Annotated in this window: 13 protein-coding genes; 12 read left to right on the forward strand and 1 reads right to left on the reverse strand. The window is 27.4% G+C overall.

The features are described from left to right. Nucleotides 1-26 precede the first annotated feature (26 nt). The 9 genes from IPH62_13430 (at nucleotide 27) to IPH62_13470 (ending at nucleotide 14,078) form a co-directional block, all read left to right on the forward strand. Nucleotides 27-263, forward strand: a complete 237-nt coding sequence (locus tag IPH62_13430) for a hypothetical protein (protein MBK7106277.1) — start codon at nucleotides 27-29, stop codon at nucleotides 261-263. A 151-nt stretch (nucleotides 264-414) separates the two neighbouring features. Further along, nucleotides 415-1,443, forward strand: coding sequence for a LacI family DNA-binding transcriptional regulator (locus IPH62_13435; GenBank protein ID MBK7106278.1), 1,029 nt, complete (start codon nucleotides 415-417; stop codon nucleotides 1,441-1,443). A 346-nt stretch (nucleotides 1,444-1,789) separates the two neighbouring features. Further along, nucleotides 1,790-4,993 carry an N-6 DNA methylase gene (locus IPH62_13440; GenBank protein ID MBK7106279.1) on the forward strand — a complete coding sequence of 1,068 codons (3,204 nt, stop codon included), beginning with the start codon at nucleotides 1,790-1,792 and terminating at the stop codon, nucleotides 4,991-4,993. Then, on the forward strand, nucleotides 4,990-6,138 hold the full coding sequence (locus IPH62_13445; protein MBK7106280.1) for a DUF1016 family protein: 1,149 nt from the start codon (nucleotides 4,990-4,992) through the stop codon (nucleotides 6,136-6,138). The genes IPH62_13440 and IPH62_13445 overlap by 4 nt, the downstream gene beginning before the upstream one ends. Before the next feature lie 466 nt (nucleotides 6,139-6,604). After that, the gene (locus IPH62_13450; protein ID MBK7106281.1) at nucleotides 6,605-6,940 is read left to right on the forward strand and encodes a hypothetical protein; all 336 of its coding nucleotides are present in this window, start codon (nucleotides 6,605-6,607) and stop codon (nucleotides 6,938-6,940) included. 14 nt (nucleotides 6,941-6,954) lie between these two features. Further along, a complete protein-coding gene (locus IPH62_13455; GenBank protein MBK7106282.1) occupies nucleotides 6,955-7,506 on the forward strand; it encodes a sigma-70 family RNA polymerase sigma factor in 552 nt (183 codons plus the stop codon). Continuing rightward, nucleotides 7,503-7,868 (forward strand): hypothetical protein, encoded by a 366-nt coding sequence (locus IPH62_13460; GenBank protein ID MBK7106283.1) that lies wholly within the window; start codon nucleotides 7,503-7,505, stop codon nucleotides 7,866-7,868. Before IPH62_13455 ends, IPH62_13460 begins: the two co-directional genes overlap by 4 nt. A gap of 814 nt (nucleotides 7,869-8,682) precedes the next feature. Next, nucleotides 8,683-11,529, forward strand: a complete 2,847-nt coding sequence (locus IPH62_13465; GenBank protein MBK7106284.1) for a beta-galactosidase — start codon at nucleotides 8,683-8,685, stop codon at nucleotides 11,527-11,529. 11 nt (nucleotides 11,530-11,540) lie between these two features. Continuing rightward, nucleotides 11,541-14,078 carry a hypothetical protein gene (locus IPH62_13470; GenBank protein MBK7106285.1) on the forward strand — a complete coding sequence of 846 codons (2,538 nt, stop codon included), beginning with the start codon at nucleotides 11,541-11,543 and terminating at the stop codon, nucleotides 14,076-14,078. Nucleotides 14,079-14,220: 142 nt separating this feature from the next. Here IPH62_13470 and IPH62_13475 read toward each other — a convergent pair whose 3' ends face one another. Further along, nucleotides 14,221-16,461, reverse strand: a complete 2,241-nt coding sequence (locus tag IPH62_13475; GenBank protein MBK7106286.1) for a hypothetical protein — start codon at nucleotides 16,459-16,461, stop codon at nucleotides 14,221-14,223. A gap of 220 nt (nucleotides 16,462-16,681) precedes the next feature. On the opposite strand from IPH62_13475, the gene IPH62_13480 reads away from it, so the two are divergent. The 3 genes from IPH62_13480 (at nucleotide 16,682) to IPH62_13490 (ending at nucleotide 19,890) form a co-directional block, all read left to right on the forward strand. Then, entirely contained in the window at nucleotides 16,682-18,751 is a 2,070-nt protein-coding gene (locus tag IPH62_13480; GenBank protein ID MBK7106287.1) for a PAS domain S-box protein, read from the forward strand. 38 nt (nucleotides 18,752-18,789) lie between these two features. Beyond that, nucleotides 18,790-19,416 (forward strand): response regulator transcription factor, encoded by a 627-nt coding sequence (locus IPH62_13485; GenBank protein MBK7106288.1) that lies wholly within the window; start codon nucleotides 18,790-18,792, stop codon nucleotides 19,414-19,416. Between the two features lie 111 nt (nucleotides 19,417-19,527). Continuing rightward, nucleotides 19,528-19,890 carry a response regulator transcription factor gene (locus IPH62_13490; protein MBK7106289.1) on the forward strand — a complete coding sequence of 121 codons (363 nt, stop codon included), beginning with the start codon at nucleotides 19,528-19,530 and terminating at the stop codon, nucleotides 19,888-19,890. The last annotated feature ends 101 nt before the right edge of the window (nucleotides 19,891-19,991 follow it).

The following is a 19,991-nucleotide window of genomic DNA, read 5'->3' on the forward strand; positions in this document are numbered from 1 at the left end:
AAAACTATAAAAGTCTTATTACTGTTGTGTGTCGAAGCAAGTACGAAGTTAAAATCGGAACAAATTCTGGTTCTCAATTTTCATTAAAATGGATTTTAGAATTTGATGCAGTTACTTGTGCAATTCCCGGCGGGAAAAATGTTAGTCAAGTTAGAGAAAATTCAGTTTCTTCAGAATTACCAGAAATAAACGCTAAATTAATGGAAAAAGTTAAATTTGTTTATGAAAAGTTTATAAAATCGGAAGTTCATCAAAAATGGTAAAATATTTTATTTGAAATAAAGATTCATAATCATAAGGATTTAGTTTATAAACTTTTGAGGAATAGACTTAAAATTGTTATTTTTAGATTATTAAATCGGTTCAATTAGAAAATTTTTAGATAGAAAGACTAAATGTTATCCGGAGAATTTGATGAAAAAAATTACAATTGTTGATGTTGCTCAACGTGCGGGAGTTTCCAAAGGCACAGTTTCGGCAGTAATTAATGGTAAAAATTCCGTAAAACCATCAACAAGAGACGAAATTTTGGCAGTAATGAAAGAACTAAATTTCAGACCCAAAGGAATTGCACGTAAGTTAAAAAATGGAGAAGTTGATAACACAATTGGACTAATTATAAAAGATTTAGGTTATCCGTTTTATACATCTATTGCTGCCGGAGTAAAAGAATACGCAAATAGTAAAGGATATTCCGTAATAATTACAAGTTCGGAAAATAATCACGAAAGTGAAATTAGATTTTCTCACATTTTTTCTACCAAAGATATAAAAGGGACAATAATTGCACCGGTTGTGGAAGGAACATCCGAAATTGAACATCTTTTTAAGCTGAAAATGGTGAATTATCCATTTGTACTTTTAGAAGATGTTAGAGGAATTCAAGCCAATGTAGTTGCAATAGATAATTTGAAAGCAATTAAAAAAGCAGTAAAGTATTTAATAGATGGCGGACACTCAAAAATTGTACATTTTGCCGGACCACACAAATCTTCACATACACAAGAAAGAATTCAAGGATTTCGCCATGCGTTTAGCGAAAGCACGTTGGTCTTTCATAAAGATATGATTGTTGATATTGGTTCCGGTTATGATGAAAGTTTTACAAAAACGATAGCATATTTTAAAGATAAAAAAAAGGAAGAATATCCAACTGCAATTGTATGCTTCAATGATCAGCAAGCGCTTGGAGTTATGATTGCTTTGAAAGAATTAAAAATAAAAATACCGGAAGATATATCAGTTATAGGAAATGATGATATTTTTTATTCACAAATTTATCCGGTTCCTTTAACAACAATTAGAGCTCCATTACAAGAGATAGGAAGAAAGGCTGCAGAAATTCTAATTAATAATATTGAATCTTCTCAAATAATGCCTATTGAAAGAGTGGTAATGAATACGGAATTTATTATTAGAAATTCTACAAAACTGTTAAAATAATTTAATTCATTTATAGAATATTAAATTGAAATTATTATTCTTCTCAACATATGAAATATTTTTTATTACTTACTAAATTTGTTTAAAAACATTAATCTTGAATATATTTTTAAAAAGACAAATCTCTGATAAATGTAGTATTTGTTAAATGAACAGATAATTGTTTTTGAAGATTAATTAAAATTATTTTTATCAAAATCCAACCATTCATAATTGTAATTACATTTGTTAAATTTGTCATATTGTCGAAATGCTATAATTTCATAAATTATCTATGTGTTTTCTTTACAAATCTGCTATATTTATTCTTTATTAAATAGTTTGATGTTAAACTTGAGATTTGTTTATGTCCCTTTTCCAAAAATCTGTAATTAAGAAATACCTTTCTAATTTAGATTCCAAAGAAATTACTTCTGCTTACAATAAATTCAAAGAATTTTACGGTGATTCTGAAAGAATAGAAAATATTAAACTCTTAAAGGAAGAAAATTACCAAGAAGGATTTTTAAGAGAAATATTTGTTCAAGTTTTGGGATATACGATAAATCCCGATAAAAACTATAATCTTACTACAGAATTTAAGAATGAAACTGATTCTAAAAAAGCAGATGGTGCAATTCTTCAAGATTGCAATGCAATCGGAGTGATTGAGCTTAAATCAACAAAAACGGTTAATCTGGAATCAATCACAACTCAAGCGTTTAATTATAAAAATCATCAAAATAAATGCAGATTTGTAATTACATCAAACTTTGAAAAACTTAACTTTTATATAGATAATGCAACCGAGTGGGAAGAATTCAATCTTTTTACATTTACGGAAAACGATTTCAAACTTTTTTACTTTCTTCTAAACTGTAAAAATATTCTTTCCGGAATTCCGTTAAAAGTAAAAGAAGAATCAAGATTACATGAAGAAAATATTTCCGATAAACTTTACAAAGATTACTCGCAATTCAAACATAGAATTTATAATAACCTTGTAAAAAATAATCCGCAATTTGATAAACTAAGCTTGTTCAAAAGTTCGCAAAAATTATTAGACAGAATTTTGTTTATACTTTTTGCAGAAGATAGTTTATTGGTTCCGCCAAATTCAATAACCAGAATTGTTGATCAATGGAAACAACTAAAATCGCTGGATGAAGCAAAACCGCTTTACACAAGATTTGTAAAATTTTTCAATCATTTAAATGTTGGTCACACTTACGAAGAATATTCGGTTCCGGCATATAACGGAGGATTATTTCAAGAAGATGAAATTCTGGATAATGTAAAAATTGACGATGAAATTTTACTTACCGATATAATTAAACTTTCTTCTTATGATTTCAGCAGTGAAGTTGACGTAAATATTTTAGGACATATTTTTGAACACAGCTTATCGGAAATTGAAGAACTAACCGCAGAACTGGAAGGCAATTTAGTTGAGCGTGAAAAATCCAAACGTAAAAAGGATGGAATTTTTTACACTCCAAAATACATTACAAAGTATATTGTTGATAATACAATTGGCTCTTTGTGTACCGAAAAGAAAAGAGAATTAAATCTTGATGAAATTGATGAAACAATTTTAGAAAGCAGCAGAACGCAAAAAGGGAAGTTAAACCAGAAAGCAAAAATATTATTTGACAACCTTGATAAATACAGAGAATATATTTTATCGCTGAAAATACTTGATCCGGCTTGCGGGAGCGGAGCATTCTTAAATCAAGCGCTGGAATTTTTAATAAAAGAGCATAAATGGATTGATGAACATAAAAGCTCTTTGCTGAAAGAAGCATTTACAATTTCCGAATATGAAAAAGAAATTGTTGAAAATAATATTTACGGAGTTGATATAAATGAGGAAGCTGTTGAAATTGCAAAACTTTCTTTGTGGCTGCGGACTGCAAAAAAAGGAAGAAAACTTTCTACACTAAGCAATAATATAAAATGCGGAAATTCTTTAATTGATGATCCGAATGTAGCCGGAAATAAAGCATTTAATTGGAATGAAGAATTTAAGGAAATAATGAGCAATGGCGGTTTTGATGTTGTAATTGGTAACCCACCATATGTAAGAGTACAGCAACTTGAATATGCTGTAATTGATTGGTTTAAAAAAAATATGAATGGAGCATATAAAAGAATTGATATTTCAATATTATTTATTGAAAGAGCATTAAAAATAATAAGTAGCAATGGGCTTATTAGTTTTATAACTTCAAATCAGTTTTTTAAAGCTGAATATGGAAGAAAGATTCGTGAAATAATAAAAAATAAATTGTATAAAAATATTGATTTATCTGATACAACTGTGTTCAAAGGTCTATCAACATATGTTTCAATTATAAATCTTTCTAAAAAAAAAACGGATTTTATAGACTATATAAAAATAAAAGAAATTTCTAATGACTTAAATAATAATGAACTTAATAAATTTTATTATAATGATTTTGATAATGAATCTTGGAATTTTAATTTACAAAACAGATTGACAAATAAAATTTTTAATAATACTAGTTTACTCGGAAATAGCGCTAATTTTATTTATGGTATTATTACTGGTAATGATAAATCTTTTATAATTGATGAAATTCAAAATAAAATATTTAATATAGAAAAAGAAATATTAGTGCCTTTTATTAAGCCAGATAACTATGCAAGATATTCAATAAAAAAATTAGATAAATATATTATATATCCTTATGATGAAAATAATGAAATAATTAAGGAAAATAATCTTAAAGAAAAATTTCCAAGTGCTTATAAATTTTTATTACAGAATAAAAAAGAATTAGAATCGAGAAAAGATAGTAGAAAAATTCTTAAAGAAATTGGTCTTGATTGGTACTCAATTATAAGAAGAGTTAATCCAATTGATTTAAAAAAAACAAAAATAATATTTTATGATGTTGGTAACAAACCTAACTTTTGCTTAGATAAAATTGGGACTGCTTTTGGTGGAGGTACATCTCATTCACTCACAGTAGATAATACAAAAAATAATATTTATTATTTATTAAGCATATTGAATTCAAAACTAATTTCTTGGATTATATTTCAAATTTGTCCAGTGAAGATGGGAGGAGCTAGAAAATATGGGTTAGACTATATTAGAAAATTACCAATTAAAGAAATTGAATTAAAAAATCAAATATCTTTTATTGAAAAATCAAAGTATATGATTCAATTATATGATCATTTTTATGATAATAAAAATAAGTTTATTAGAAGATTAAAAGGAAATTTTAAATTTGAAAAAATTTCAAAAAAAATAGATTACTTTTATGAAAATAGTTTTGATGAATTCAGAAAAGAATTAGAAAAAAATAGAATATCTCTTTCTCTAAAACTACAGGATGAATGGGAAGAATATTTTAACGAGTACAAAACAAAAATAAATCAGCTTCAAAAAGATATAACCAAAACAGATAACGAAATAGATTTAATGGTTTACAAACTTTACAACCTAACCTATGAAGAAGTAAAAATTGTTGATCCACAATTTTGGATGAGTGAAGAAGAGTATAATAGATTTGAAATAAATGCTGTTGATAAAAAATGAATATAAATAATTTAGCATCACTAATAATTTCAGTTCATAATGAATTGCAATCCCGTGCAAAATCTGCAATAAACGTTATGCATACACTACGCAATTGGCTGATTGGTTTTAATATAGTAGAATATGAACAAAATGGAAGCGATAAAGCCAAATATGGAGATAAATTATTAGAAATTTTATCAACAAAAATAAAAATTAAAGGACTATCTGTAACTTCACTTAAAATTAACAGACAGTTTTATATTTCATATCCGCAAATTAGTCAGACGTTATCTGACCAATTGAAAATAAAAAGTCAGATACACTCTGACGATTTAAGTCGTAAAAATATTTTTCAGAAATTAGAAATGCTTCCGGCTATATTAGAAAAATTTAATCCTAAAAAAATTCCCCAAGATAAGCTAATTGTCCCTCCAGTTGAATTAATAAGTAATTTGTCTTTTTCACATTTTGTAGAATTGATAAAAATCAGAGAAGATCTGAAACGCACTTTTTATGAAATAGAGTGCATGAAAGGTACTTGGAGTGTAAATGAATTAAAACGACAAATAAGTTCGCTTTATTATGAACGTTCGGGGTTATCACTTGACAAAGAAAAATTAAGTAAACTTGCAAACATCGATGCTCAATCCGAAAACATTAAACTTTCACTTCGCAATCCAATGGTTTTTGAATTTTTAGATTTACCATTACATGAAACAATTGAAGAGAGCCAATTGGAAAAAGCGCTAATGGATAATCTCCAGCAATTTTTACTTGAATTGGGCAACGGATTTTGTTTTGAAGCCAGACAAAAACGTATTTTAATAGATGATGAATATTTTTATGTCGATCTGGTATTTTATCATCGAATATTAAAGTGCCATGTATTAATAGAGCTAAAAGCAGAAAGCTTCAATCATGAAAATATAGGTCAGCTTAATGTTTATTTACAGTATTACAAAGATAAAATATCACAAAAAGGTGATAATCCACCAATAGGAATTTTGCTCTGCACAGAAAGTAAACCACAAATGGTTCGTTATGCATTGGCAGATAAAAATAACATGTTGATAAGTCAGTATAAATTACAATTGCCTACTGAAGAAGAACTTCAAGAATTTATTCAAAAACAGTTAAGTGATAAATCGAAAAAATTAAAGTGAATTATCAATTAAATAACAAGAGGAAGTGAAGAATATTTTAACGAATACAAAACAGAAGTAAACAAGTTCCAAGAAGAAATAACCAAAACAGATAACCAAATAGATGTAATGGTTTACAAACTATATAACCTAAACTACCAAGAAGTAAATATTGTGGATCCTCAATTTTGGATGAGTGAAGAAGAGTACTCAAATTTTTCTATAGATAAAAGTTAACGTAATGGTTTACATTATGAAGAGAAAAACTATGATATTATCAAAAGCAATTTATAAATTAGCAAATGCTGCTTTTCTCGAAATTAATGATGCTGGAATATGCAATTCAAAATGCACTTCACAATAAAAATTAAGTTTATTAAAACGCCGGTTAGTTTTATTCTATCAAAAAAACTCATCACAAATTGATACCGATTGATAATTGACAGCGTCTAATTAATAGTCATTAAAATTTAATTGAGGAAAAAATATGAACGAGAGTTTTAAGTATTTAATACCAATTTTCGGAATGATTTTCGTCGGTTGGTTGACCTACCTTGACTATAAAAATAAGCACATTATAAACAAAGAAAAAACTGCTTTAATTGAAAAGGGAATGGATCCTTCACTTTTGGATACAAAACCAAAGAATCAAAATAATAATTTTAAAATAGGATTGTTATTTATTGGTATTTCACTTGGTGTATTGGCTGGATATTTACTTAACATATTTTTAAATGTACCAAACTTTGTTGCATACTCCACAATGATTTTAGCTATTTGCGGGATAATGCTTGTATATTTTCACAAATCTGAAATTTCATAGAATATTGATTGTCTATGGACATTAATATAAATAAAAATCAGAATTGCGACTATTCAGCTATAATTAACAAATACAAAGGTCTGGCTTTTAATATAGCCCTCAAAATCTGTAAAAACGAGCAAGATGCCGAGGAGATTGTTCAAGATGCATTTGTTAAAGTATTTAAAGGATTGAATAAATTCAAAAATCAAAGCCAGTTTTCAACTTGGTTTTATCGGATTGTTTATAACACGGCTATTTCTTCGATAAGGTATAAGAAAAATCTTACTTTGGAAATTGATGATAATCTTACTGAAACTTTAGGAAGTGATCAAATTGAGTGTGCAATAAATAATCTTGATTCTTATGACCGGAAACGGTTAATAAGTGAAGCCTTAGCAAAGTTAAATGAACTTGAATATACAATACTTTCACTTTATTACTATGAGGATATGAGTTTAAAAGAAATATCTAAAATCGTTGAAAAGGAAAAAAACTATCTGAAAGTTTTGCTTCAAAGAGCAAGATTAAAATTATTCAACGGACTAAGTATATCCTTAAAAAATGAATTAAAGGAATTAGTATGAAAATAAATGATAAAGAATTTATCAGGGAATTAATAACTTCTGATTTAAAGCATATTTCAAATTCCGATTTTACAAGTGATACTCTTGAAAAAATTAAAATATCAGAAGGGAATACAATAACATATTCAAATTTAGGCGATAAAATTTTTTTCATCCCCATGATATTATATGTTTCTATGTCTATTCTTCTTTCATTTATTACCGGAATTATTTCTTGGGCTCCGATAGAGGAAATTAATAGCATTTTGCATTTCATCGAAATAATTTCGGGTTTTTTATGGCATCCGATCACACTTTCAATTTTGTTTTCTTTTTGTCTACTTTATCTGATGGATTTATATTTGAAAAAAGTAATTGCATAATTTACTGAACAGAACACTTAGAATTAAAGATTGTATTGTTAGCGAATTTGATATATTCAAAAGTGGTTCAAATCATTATTATTGAATTAAGAAACGACCGCTCTGACTATCCTTAACGAAAAACCTCCTAGGTTTTTGTTATCAGAGCGGAACCTTTTTAAAATTTTACTTTTTTATAATATTATTTTTAACTAAAATAAATAAAATTGAAACAAGCTGATTAACTGGTTCAGCGTCAAATCCTTTTTAGATTCCAAACCTAATGGTAAAGAATAAAATAAAGTAATGATGAAATATTGAATAATCAAGTATTTACTATCGTTATATTAATTCAATTATCTGATTTTAGTTCCAATTTTTAACAATATATTTTGAAATACAAAAAATTGTAGATTCACAATTTTGGATGAGTGAGGAAGAGTATAATAGTTTTAATATTTAAACGAAGATTTATTTGTAAAAAATGATAATCATATTTCTGTTTTTATTTCATCTGCAAATGAAATTGAAAAGGGAATTCTGAATTATGATGATGCTGATATTCTTATTAAAAGAAACCTTTTTTTGTGTTGAATAACAAGATCCAAAAATATAAATGAGAACAAAAATTAAATTCAAAAATCTCTAAATAAAATTATATTTTAATAAGAAAGCTAATCAATTGAATTATTCTTTTATTAGCAGTCATACTTAAGAAAAATATTTTACTTATATATTAAAGAAGAGTCATCTAAAAAGTATATCAAAAATGCATAATCGTTATTCAAAAATTATATAAAAATAATTGTAGAATATTTTTTTATAGGACAATAATATGTTTAAAATATTTATCTATTCTGTTTTAATAAACTTAACAATAATGCAAAGTAAAATTGTTTCGCAGAAAAAAATAGAATTAAATGGCATTTGGCAGTTTAAGATAGATTCGCTTGATGTTGGAATTAAAGAAAAATGGTATTTAGAAAATTTCAGTGAAACTATTACTCTTCCCGGATCTATGGCTGAGAATGATAAAGGTAATAAAATATCATTAAAAACAAATTGGACAGGTGATATAGTAGATTCATCATTTTTCAAACTTTCACAATACGAAAAATTCAGAGATCCTAATAATTTTAAAATTCCATTTTGGTTACAACCTAAAAAACATTACGTTGGTGTAGCTTGGTATAAACGTGAAATTAGTATTCCATCTGATTGGATAAATCAAGATATTGAAATATTTTTAGAACGATGTCATTGGCAGTCCACTGTTTGGATTGATGATATTTTACTTGGCTCGGATAATTCACTAAGCACACCTCACAAATTTAATGTAAAAAAACTTTCTACTGGAAAACACTTTATTTCTATTAGAATTGATAATAGAATAAATGAAATAAATCCCGGTGAAAATTCACATAGTATTTCGGATCATACGCAGACTAACTGGAACGGAATCATTGGTGAAATTTCAATTAATAAGAAAAGTGTTATAAGTATTGAGCAAATTAAGATTTATTCAGATTTAACAAACGAAGAAATTAAGATAGAAACAATAATACAAAATGAAACTAACAAACCGGTAAAATGCAATCTAAGATTTACAATCAAAAATACAAATGGCGCTTTGGATAGTGAAAAACTTGCAGTTATTAATTCTGAAATTAATTTAAATCCGCTAAATGACACAATAATAAATAAATTTAATTTTTCTGATGTACTTTATCTTTGGGATGAATTTACACCAAATGTGTATGAACTTTCAGCCGAACTTATAAGTGAAAATTTTTATGATGCTAAGAATGAAAATTTTGGGTTAAGAAAAATTACAGTCGATAAAACTCAATTTAGAATAAATGAAAATTTAACATTTTTACGTGGAACATTAGAATGTGCAATTTTTCCTAAAACCGGATATCCGCCTACACATGTAAAAGAGTGGGAAAGAATTTTTAAGATTGCTAAAAGTTTTGGCTTAAACCACATTAGGTTTCATTCATGGTGCCCGCCGAAAGCTGCATTTACTGCTGCTGATAAAATAGGTCTGTATTTACAAATTGAGGCTGCTTCATGGGCAAATCAAGGATCAGCAATAGGTGATAATAAACCAATTGATGAATATATTTACAGAGAAAGCAAAAGAATAATAAATGAGTATGGAAATCATCCGTCTTTTTGTTTTCTTTTATATGGTAATGAACCCGCGGGTGAAAATCAGAATGAATATTTAAATAAACTAGTTTCATTTTGGAAGAAATATGATAATCGCAGACTTTATGCCGGTGCTGCCGGATGGCCCGAAATAGAAGAAAATGATTTTATAAGTAATTTTGAACCTAGAATTCAACTTTGGGGTGCAGGATTAAATAGTATTATAAATTCTGAACCGCCCAAATCAAATTATAATTGGGATAATATAATTCAGTCAAAAAGCAAACCAATCATTAGTCATGAAATTGGTCAATGGTGTGTTTATCCGAATTTCAAAGAAATGTTAAAATATGATGGAGTTTTATTCCCTGAAAATTTTGAAATATTTAAATCATTCTTAGAGAATAATAACTTATTTAATTTTGCCGATGATTTTCTTTACGCATCCGGAAAATTACAAACCCTTTGCTACAAAGCAGATATTGAGGCAGCCTTACGGACTAAAAATATGGGAGGATTTCAATTACTGGATCTTCACGATTTCCCGGGCCAAGGAACAGCATTGGTTGGTGTTCTAGATCCGTTTTGGGATGAAAAAGGATATGTCACAGCTGATGAATATAGTCAATTCTGTAACTCAACTGTACCATTAGCAAAATTTCCTAAGTTTGTCTATTCTGATAATGAGGATTTAGTTGTACCAATTGAAGTTGCTCATTTCGGTTTTAAGCCTATGGAAAATATAACTCCAAGTTGGAAAATTTTTGATTTACAAAACAATGAAATTGCAAATGGAATAAATGAGAAAACAAATATTCCAATTGGGAATGCAATAAACTTAGGCAACATTGAATACTCTTTAAACCAATTGAATTCGCCGGCAATGTATAGACTTGAAGTTAGAGTTGATAAATATATTAACAATTGGAATTTTTGGGTTTACCCAAATTCTGAAAATACTGAACTAAATGGAGATGTAAAAATTGTTCAGGAAATTAATGATAATATTTTAACTTATATTGAAAATGGCGGAAAGGTTATTATAACTCCTAAAAAGGGAAGTATTAAAAATGATAAAGGTGGAGATATAGCAGTAGGATTTTCTAGTATATTTTGGAATACTGCTTGGACAAATAAACAACCTCCGCACACTTTAGGAATTTTATGTAATCCTAATCATCCTATGTTGCATGAATTTCCTACGCAATCTTATAGCAATTATCAGTGGTGGGATGCGATGAGTCATTCAAATGCAATAATATTAAGTGAGCTTGGAAATAATATTGAACCAGTTGTAAGAATTATTGACGATTGGTTTACCGCAAGATCATTAGGACTTATTATTGAAGCAAAAATTGGAAAAGGTAAAATTATACTTACCGGTATTGACTTGCTGACTAATTCGGAGAACAGACTAGAAGCAAAACAGTTATTAAATAGCATGTTAAATTATGCAAAAAGTGACTCTTTTAATCCAACGAATGAAATACAAGTAAATAAAATTAGAGATCTTTTTAATATTAGATAGGAAATATTCGGATGAATTTTTTAAGTGTTCAAAATTATATTACACAAAACATTAGAAGTATTTATGCAATATTTTTTGCACTTATCTTTATCACAAAAGTAAATCTTTTATCTCAAAATAATTACCAAACAAATGATTTGCCATTAACAATTACTAAAGATTCAATGGGGATTTATGTAAACAAGAATAACTTCAATCCAAATCAATTATTTCCAAAAGAAGAATGGGAAGGTAACTGGATTTGGTTAAATAAAAATAAATTTTACGATTATCAAAAAACTTTTTCTACTTGGATAAACAATAACGAAATTACAAATAAAAAATACAGAGCATTATTCAGAAAGAAATTCAAAATTGATAAAATACCTGATATAGCAATTCTTAATATTTCTGGTGATGTTTCTTTTAGAGCTTATTTGAATGGCAATTTTATTTGTCAAGGACCTCCAAATATTGGAAGTGATTATGAAGATAAAACTCCACCCCAGGATTGGTATTTTACTACACATGATATAAAAAATAATTTAATAAAAGGTGAAAATATTATTGCTGTAGAAGTATTTTCATTTGATTTTGTTTTATCCGAAACTACTTCTGGAAATGGAAAATTTATTTGTAATATCGATTCGGCAAAAAATCAAACATTTCTTTCGACTGATAATTTATGGAAAGCTGAATTAGATACAAGTTATTCAAGTATAAATAATATATTAATATTTAACTCATATAGTGAATTAAGTAATTGGACAAAATTAAATTATGATGATAAAAATTGGTCAGATGCATCAATATTAGATGCAGATAAATATCAATATTTAGAACAGAGTCAAATTCAAACACCGCTTAAAGTCAAAATTGAGCCAACGAGTGTTGTAAAAAATTTTAATAACGTTGAAGAAATAATCAATATTAATGATCTTTATAATCAAACGTTATTTAATGAAAAATTCAAATTAGATTTTGGTAAGAATATAACCGGATTTTATTCTTTTAGCATTAATGCATCAAAAAACGATACAATTAAAATTTACCCTTCGGAAAAATCACAAATCAATAGACCATTTATTTACGTTTGTAAGCAAGGCGAAAACAATTATACAATTCCATATTTAAATGTTTTCAGGAATTTAACTTTTGAGATAATTTCAAAAAGTGGTTTAAAAATAAATTCAATTGAAGTTCTATTTTCATCTTATCCCATTAACTATCTTGGTAATTTTGAATGCTCTGATCCTTTCTTTACAAAACTATGGGAAATAATTCGTCGGACAACACAAATGTGTATGCAAAGTCTTTATTTAGATTCACCATTACACCAAGAGCCACTTGCTTGTACCGGAGATTATTTAATTGAATCAATGTCAAATTATTACGCATTTGGTGATCCTTGGTTGATTAGACAAGATTTAATAAAAACAGCAAAAATGTTAGAAAAAAATAATTATGATATGTTTCATACAAGTTATTCACTGCTTTGGGTTCAGATGCTTAGCAATTATTTTCAATATACATCAGATACAATTTTAGTTAAAGAGCTTGTTGGAGATGTAAATAAATTGAATGCTTTATTTGAAACATATCTCGATTCAAATTACTTATTAAGTCAAGCTCCAGATTATATGTTTATGGATTGGATAAAAATAAATAAATTTAATGCGCATCACCCGCCGGCAGTAATAGGTATGGGTTATTTAACAGCATTTTATTATAAATCTTTAATTGAAGGAGCAAAATTAAATGATGTTATTGGAAATAATTTAGAAAAAGAGTCTAATTTAAATTTGGCTGAAAAAATAAAATTAGGAATCAATAAATGTTTATGGGATGAACAAAAAGAACTTTACAAAGATGGTATTCCATTTATAAGTAAAGTAAATAAGCATTTTTGGTTGCCGGAAGACGAAAATATAATTACATATAGTCCGCATATAAATACTTTGGCAGTCTTGTATGATATTGCTCCGGCAGGAAAAAAAGAAATGATTTTGAATTATGTGCTTAATCAGAATGAAATTGAGCTTCAACCGTATTTTACATATTTCGTTTTAAGTGCAATTGAACATATTGAGAAATTTGAAACTGATGGATTAAAGTTAATTGATAAATGGAAGAATGGAATTGATCTTGAAACTTATACTCTAAAAGAAAATTGGAATGACGAAACTGAATTTGGTTATAAAGGTGATTATAGCCATGCTTGGGGAGGTTCACCTCTGTATTTCATGTCAAAAAATATTCTTGGTATTTCAACAGAACTTTCGGGATTTGAAAAAATTAAAATTAAACCTTTCGTAAGTGAAGAAATTAATTGGGCGAAAGGTGATATTCCTATAAATCAAACACAAAAAGTTGAGGTAAATTGGGAACGAAAAGATAGTTCAATTTATAAATATGAAATTACTATACCAGAAAATTATTACGGAATTTTATATCATCCAACGAAATATAAATTGTATAATTTTATTTTGAATAACAAAAGTTGTTCATCAACAAAACCAACTGAACTTTCTGAAGGAAAACATAAAATTGAATACAAAATATCAAACTAATTTATATAAACTTCTGAAAAATTAAATTAATAGTGCTTGTCATTCCCACGAACTTGCCTGCGGCAGGCAGGAGTGGGAATCCAGCTAGAATTCAGTTTTCACGGGAATGATATTTTTAATATTTAAGAAGTCTCTTATAATTCTAATTTATAATAACAATATCACTTTTTCTTTTTTCCGGAGAAATATTAATAATCTCAAATTTTCCTTTTGAATAATTTCCTTCAATCGTAGTTTTATTTGGTGCATTAAGTCTAAATTTTACATCCCATTCTTTTGGCCAAGTTGGAAGAATATAAATTTTATCGTCTTCGGTTTGAATTAACATTGATTGCAAAGTCTTCATCAAAACTCCGCCATGAGTTTGATCTGGTGTCCAATCATAATTTGGTCCCCAAAATGCAGGAAAACGTGAATCAGCATTTTTATTTTTTGCACGCTCAACCAAATATTTTTTAGTTGTATCAACTAATCCAAGATAAGATGCAAAAATATCATCTTGTCTCCAGCCCCAATTGCCTTTGTCTAATCTATATTTAAAAGCATCGATAGCCAATTGTTTATTTTGCGAATTAAAATTTACCAACTGAAATGGGAAGACAGAATAAAGTTCTGTGTTTTCAATATTCATTTTATTCTCAAACTTTTCAGCCGGAGCAAACATTTTAATTCCATTATTTTCATGAATCGGCAAATCCGGAAGTTTACTTTTTATACTTTTCCAATAATCAGTCATTTCAATATTAATTTTGTCAGATTTAAGATTTAACAAACGATTTACAACAGAATGCAATCCTGTAAGCTCTGGCATTGGGTTTAAGCATTTCCACCAAGTTTCACCGGACTGCGAAGGTTTCATTACCAATTTGCCATTTTCGGTTTTGTAGAAATTATCAAAAAATGCAATTATTTCATTTGATGTTGGTAAAACATATTCTGAAAGAAATTCTTCATCATTAGTATATTCAAAATAATCTAACAATAAATAAACAAGTTCAAGTCCGGAAACCCATTCCCACTTATGCCATCCGCTTTCTTGCAATTTATCTGAACGATTTTCAAATGGAGTAGCGCCATAGCTTTCGGTAAAAAGATCGCCCCAAAAATAAATGCATTCTGGAATAAAAACGCCATTTACATCTAAGTATAATTTTGTTCGATATTTAAATAATTCAAAATTATCTTTTGCATACATTTTAAATAGAGGTAACATCATTTCAAAATCTCCGGAAGCCGGCATTGAGTAATATGGAAGCCGAGTATTTTGCCACCAATAACCGGGACCCCATCTTCTATAATCTGCATCACCAGGTGCATCTTTAAAAGGCACATTAAAAATTGAGCCGTTAAATTTTATAGGATATTCACCGCGACCATTACACGCATTTATGAATCTTTGCAAAGCATAAGCCTGGCTAACAGTGAAAGCATCTTCCATATCTTTTGGATTTGAATTATTTGCAGAAATATCTATCCAACTTCTTTCCCAAAAATTATTCCACCAAATACTGTGTTGATCAAATTTTTGTTTTATGGATATTCCCTCAATTTTATTAACTAAAGAATTTAAATTCTCTAACCATTTTATTGGAGTGGAAGGATGTTCAGTCAAAAGATAAATACTAAATCTATGCTTTGTAGAATTTTTAGATTTGATACTAGAATTATCGATTTTTATTGGGTTCTCAGTAACAACAATTCCACCAAAAATTCTATTTAAAAGTGGATCAGCTCGCTTAAAATTTTGAAGTCCTTGATGAAGCGATGTAAAGTTTTGTCCAACTGATTTTTTATTGATGTGAAACCATCCAATTTCATTATCCAAATTTAGAATAGAATCCGGTTCAACAATTGTTGGTTCTATTTGATTATTTTGAATACTGTGATCATACATTACATCACTAATTTCTATCTTTGGTAATTGATATTCCGAAGTTCTCCAAAATTCAAGCGAAGCAATAGGACTTATTTCTTCACTGCTTTCAATTTCAACATTTATAACCGGATTATTTGCTTCAACCCATAATAAAATTTTACAATTATTATATTTTATTTCTATGGTTGAATTTTCAAGATGCAAAGTTTGATCAAAATTTTGCAATGGAAATTTTTGCGATGGAGATAGTTTAATTCTTATTTTGCCAACTTTTAATAATCGTCCATATGCATCCCAACTATCAGTTTTTCCTATGTAAAAAAGTAAATCCCCATTTTCTTCCACCCAAACATTTAATCCAATTTCACCATTACCAATAGGCATGGAACCGTTATAATCTTTGCTTGGCGTGTTCCAAGTAACATTAAATTTTGAAGGTAAATCTAAATCTGTTTGTGCAATAAATGAGGACTGAATAAAAAGACAAATTAGAACAATATTTTTCATCATGTTGTTTCTCGCTTAGAGATTGTAGAAATAAAAGTTAATGATTCTCAGAACTAAAAATAAAATTACAATTTGAAATTGATTTTACAATTAAATAATGTAAGATCCTTGCTTAGTTAAATTTAGTTCAAAGTCTAATAAATTCAAATAAATTGTAATTATGATTTATAGATAAATTTTAATAAATTGCTTAAGAATTGAATTAATAAAAGTTTAGAAATTGGATACTTTTAAAAATTTATTAAAAAGAATTTTTACATTTCTTAAAAGACCTCATTACAAAATTTCGTTAATATATCTTTTTATTTCAATTTTATGGATTATTTATTCTGATAAAATAACTTTCGAAATTTTTACTACTCCTGAATCATTTAAATATATTCAATCTGTAAAAGGATTGTTTTTCATTTTCACAACATCGATAATTATTTTTCTTTTAATTAGAAACGATTACCGTACAATTAAAGAAAAAAATAATCAGTTAAACGATAGCAAATTAAAAATGCAGCTTGCATTTGATTCCTCCAATATGGGTACATATCAATTCGATATAAAAAACAATATCGTTTATTTTGATGAAATATCACAAAAGATATTCGGATTTAACAAGAGTGAATTAAACCCAGAAGAAATTTTTAATCGTATTCATCCTAATGATCTACAACTTGTTAAAGATTTATTGGAAAATATTATTGGAAAGGGAGAAGAAATAAAATCATATGCAACTTATAGAATTATTTTAGACAACAATGAAATTAGATGGATAGATTCATCTATAATACTTTTCTCAAATGATGAAAATAATTTATCAAAAATTAATTGGGGTATTGGAACTTTTTTAGATATTACAGAAAAAAAGAAATCAACGGAACAATTAATAATTTTACAATATGCAATTGAAAATGCTAACATTGGAATTTTTAAGATTGATGAAGACGGAAATATAAACTATGCAAATCAATACGCTTGTGATTATTTGGAATACACCAAAGAGGAAATTTCTAATTTAAATATCTCTGATATCGACAAAAGTATGACCCCGGAAAGATTCAAAAAACATAGAAATTTTGTTAGAGAAAATATTTATAATACAATTGAAACAACTCACACAAGAAAAGACGGAACTTCATTTCCGGTAGAAGTTACGGTAAATTATTTTACTTACGAAAATCAATTACTCGCAATTTCTTTTTCTAAAGATATTACTGAACGAAAGCATGCTGATGAAAAACTTAGATTAAGTGAAGAAAGATTTAAAGTTGTACTTCGTGGTGCTGATTTAGGAACTTGGGATTGGAATGTTGCAACAAATGAAACAAATTTTAATGATCGATGGGCTGAAATGCTTGGATATACAAAAAATGAAATAAGTGAATCTTACAGCTCTTGGACAAATTTAGTTCACCCGGATGATTTATATTTTGTAGATAAAGTTCTAAAAAATCATTTAAATGGATTAACTGAATTTTATGAAGCCGAATATAGAATGAAGCATAAAAACGGTAAATCTATTTGGATTTTAGATAAGGGGAAAGTGGTTGAAAGAGATAGTAATGGAAATCCAAAAAGATTAGCTGGAACTCATTTGGATATTTCTGCAAGAAAAGAAGCTGAAATCGAATTGATTAATACAAAAAATCAACTAAGAGCATTGTTTGCAAACATTGATAATATTAGAGAAGATGAAAGAAAAAATTTAGCTCGTGAACTTCATGATGAATTGGGACAAGTTTTAACTTCATTAAATATGAATTTAAGTTTACTTAAAAATAATATTGATCATAATTTATATGATGAGAAATTATTGCTTAACGATTTGGATGAAATGAGTCAAATAGTTGATACTTCAAAAATTAATATAAAAAAATTAATTCGCTCATTAAGACCGGAATATTTAGATAATTTGGGATTGGTTCCTGCACTAAATCATCTTGTGGATGAATTCAAAAAAAATAAAAAATTAATTATAAATTTTAACTTTAATTTTGAAGAAGTAAATATAAATTCACAAAAAGAAAATATTATATACCGAGTTATTCAAGAGTCTTTAAGTAATATTGTAAAACATGCAAACGCATCAAATGTTGAAGTAAATTTGTTTTTAACTGAAGAAAAATTAAATGTATTAATTAACGATGATGGAATTGGAATAAATACAAAAGATTTTAAAAAGGAAAATTCCTTTGGTATTATTGGAATGAAGGAAAGATTATCTCAAATTGGAAGTGAACTGATAATTAAAAGTGAAGAAAATTTAGGCACAAGTATAATTTTTGAAATTACTTTGTAAATAAATTGCTTCTTCTCTTTTTTGCTGGAGACTTTGAAATGATAAAAATAATTATTGCTGATGATCATAAGTTAATTAGAGCTGGATTAAGAAAGTTAGTAGAACACGAAATTGATATTGAAGTTGTTGCGGAAACAGAAAACCCAAATGAAATTTCTGAAATTATAAAAAAAACTGATGCTGATATTTTACTTCTTGATCTTCAATTTCCAGGCAAAAGCGGATTGGATGTTCTAAAAGATGTAAAAGTAATAAAACCAAAATTGCATGTTTTAATATTAAGCATGCATCCGGAAGAAAGATATGCAATTAGAGCACTAAAATCCGGTGCAAGCGGCTATGTTTCAAAAGATACGGATCCAATGTTAATTTTAGAAGCAATTAGAAAAATTTACTCCGGAAGAAAATTTATTAGTCCGGAACTTTCTGAACAATTATTATTTAGCATGGATTCCAATAAACCTCTTCACGATTATTTATCCGATCGTGAATTTCAAATATTACATTTAATTGCAAAAGGGAAATCTCAGACAAAGATTGCCGATGACCTATCTTTAAGTGTAAGCACAGTAAATACTTATCGCGGTAGAATTTTAGAAAAATTAAAACTTAAAACTACATCGGAATTAATTCACTATGCAATTGAAAATAAATTAGTTGATTAATTTTTCTCAATAAAATTATGTAGTAATTTTACTACATAAATATCATTCATTTCACTATATATTTTAAGATTTCTAATTTCTATTTTCGTACAACTTACAAACCAGAAAATTATGACATTACTAATTGTGGATGATTCCGCCAATATTAGAAAGGCTTTGGTGAAATCATTAAATACTTTTATTCCAGAAATTAAAGCCATTATTGAAAAAGAAGATGTTGAAGAAGGATTAAAAGCTATAGAAAAATACAAACCGGATATAATGATTTTGGATTTGATGTTAAAATCCGGAACCGGTTTGGATTTATTAAAGTCGGTCAAAATTAAGGAAGATAGACCATTAACAATATTATATTCAAACTTTTTAGATAATGAATATAAATCTTCAGCAAAAAAACTTGGAGTTGAAGAATATTTTGATAAATCTGAAAATATTTTTAAACTCATTGAAATAGTTAAAAAATACGTCAAGTAAATAATTTGTAGGAATTTTACTACAGACCCGGTCTTAATAATTCTACAAAACATTAGCATTTTCAACTATACTCAGTTTACCAATTTTATTTTAACTTGCTT

Source organism: Ignavibacteriota bacterium (assembly GCA_016708125.1).
Lineage (GTDB): Bacteria > Bacteroidota > Ignavibacteria > Ignavibacteriales > Melioribacteraceae.

Coding starts and splice junctions, on each gene's coding strand:
- IPH62_13460 (MBK7106283.1), top strand. CDS start 7,503: ATGAAAATAAATGATAAAGAATTTATCAGGGAATTAATAACTTCTGAT.
- IPH62_13435 (MBK7106278.1), top strand. CDS start 415: ATGAAAAAAATTACAATTGTTGATGTTGCTCAACGTGCGGGAGTTTCC.
- IPH62_13445 (MBK7106280.1), top strand. CDS start 4,990: ATGAATATAAATAATTTAGCATCACTAATAATTTCAGTTCATAATGAA.
- IPH62_13490 (MBK7106289.1), top strand. CDS start 19,528: ATGACATTACTAATTGTGGATGATTCCGCCAATATTAGAAAGGCTTTG.
- IPH62_13470 (MBK7106285.1), top strand. CDS start 11,541: ATGAATTTTTTAAGTGTTCAAAATTATATTACACAAAACATTAGAAGT.
- IPH62_13475 (MBK7106286.1), bottom strand. CDS start 16,461: ATGAAAAATATTGTTCTAATTTGTCTTTTTATTCAGTCCTCATTTATT.
- IPH62_13485 (MBK7106288.1), top strand. CDS start 18,790: ATGATAAAAATAATTATTGCTGATGATCATAAGTTAATTAGAGCTGGA.
- IPH62_13440 (MBK7106279.1), top strand. CDS start 1,790: ATGTCCCTTTTCCAAAAATCTGTAATTAAGAAATACCTTTCTAATTTA.
- IPH62_13465 (MBK7106284.1), top strand. CDS start 8,683: ATGTTTAAAATATTTATCTATTCTGTTTTAATAAACTTAACAATAATG.
- IPH62_13450 (MBK7106281.1), top strand. CDS start 6,605: ATGAACGAGAGTTTTAAGTATTTAATACCAATTTTCGGAATGATTTTC.
- IPH62_13455 (MBK7106282.1), top strand. CDS start 6,955: ATGGACATTAATATAAATAAAAATCAGAATTGCGACTATTCAGCTATA.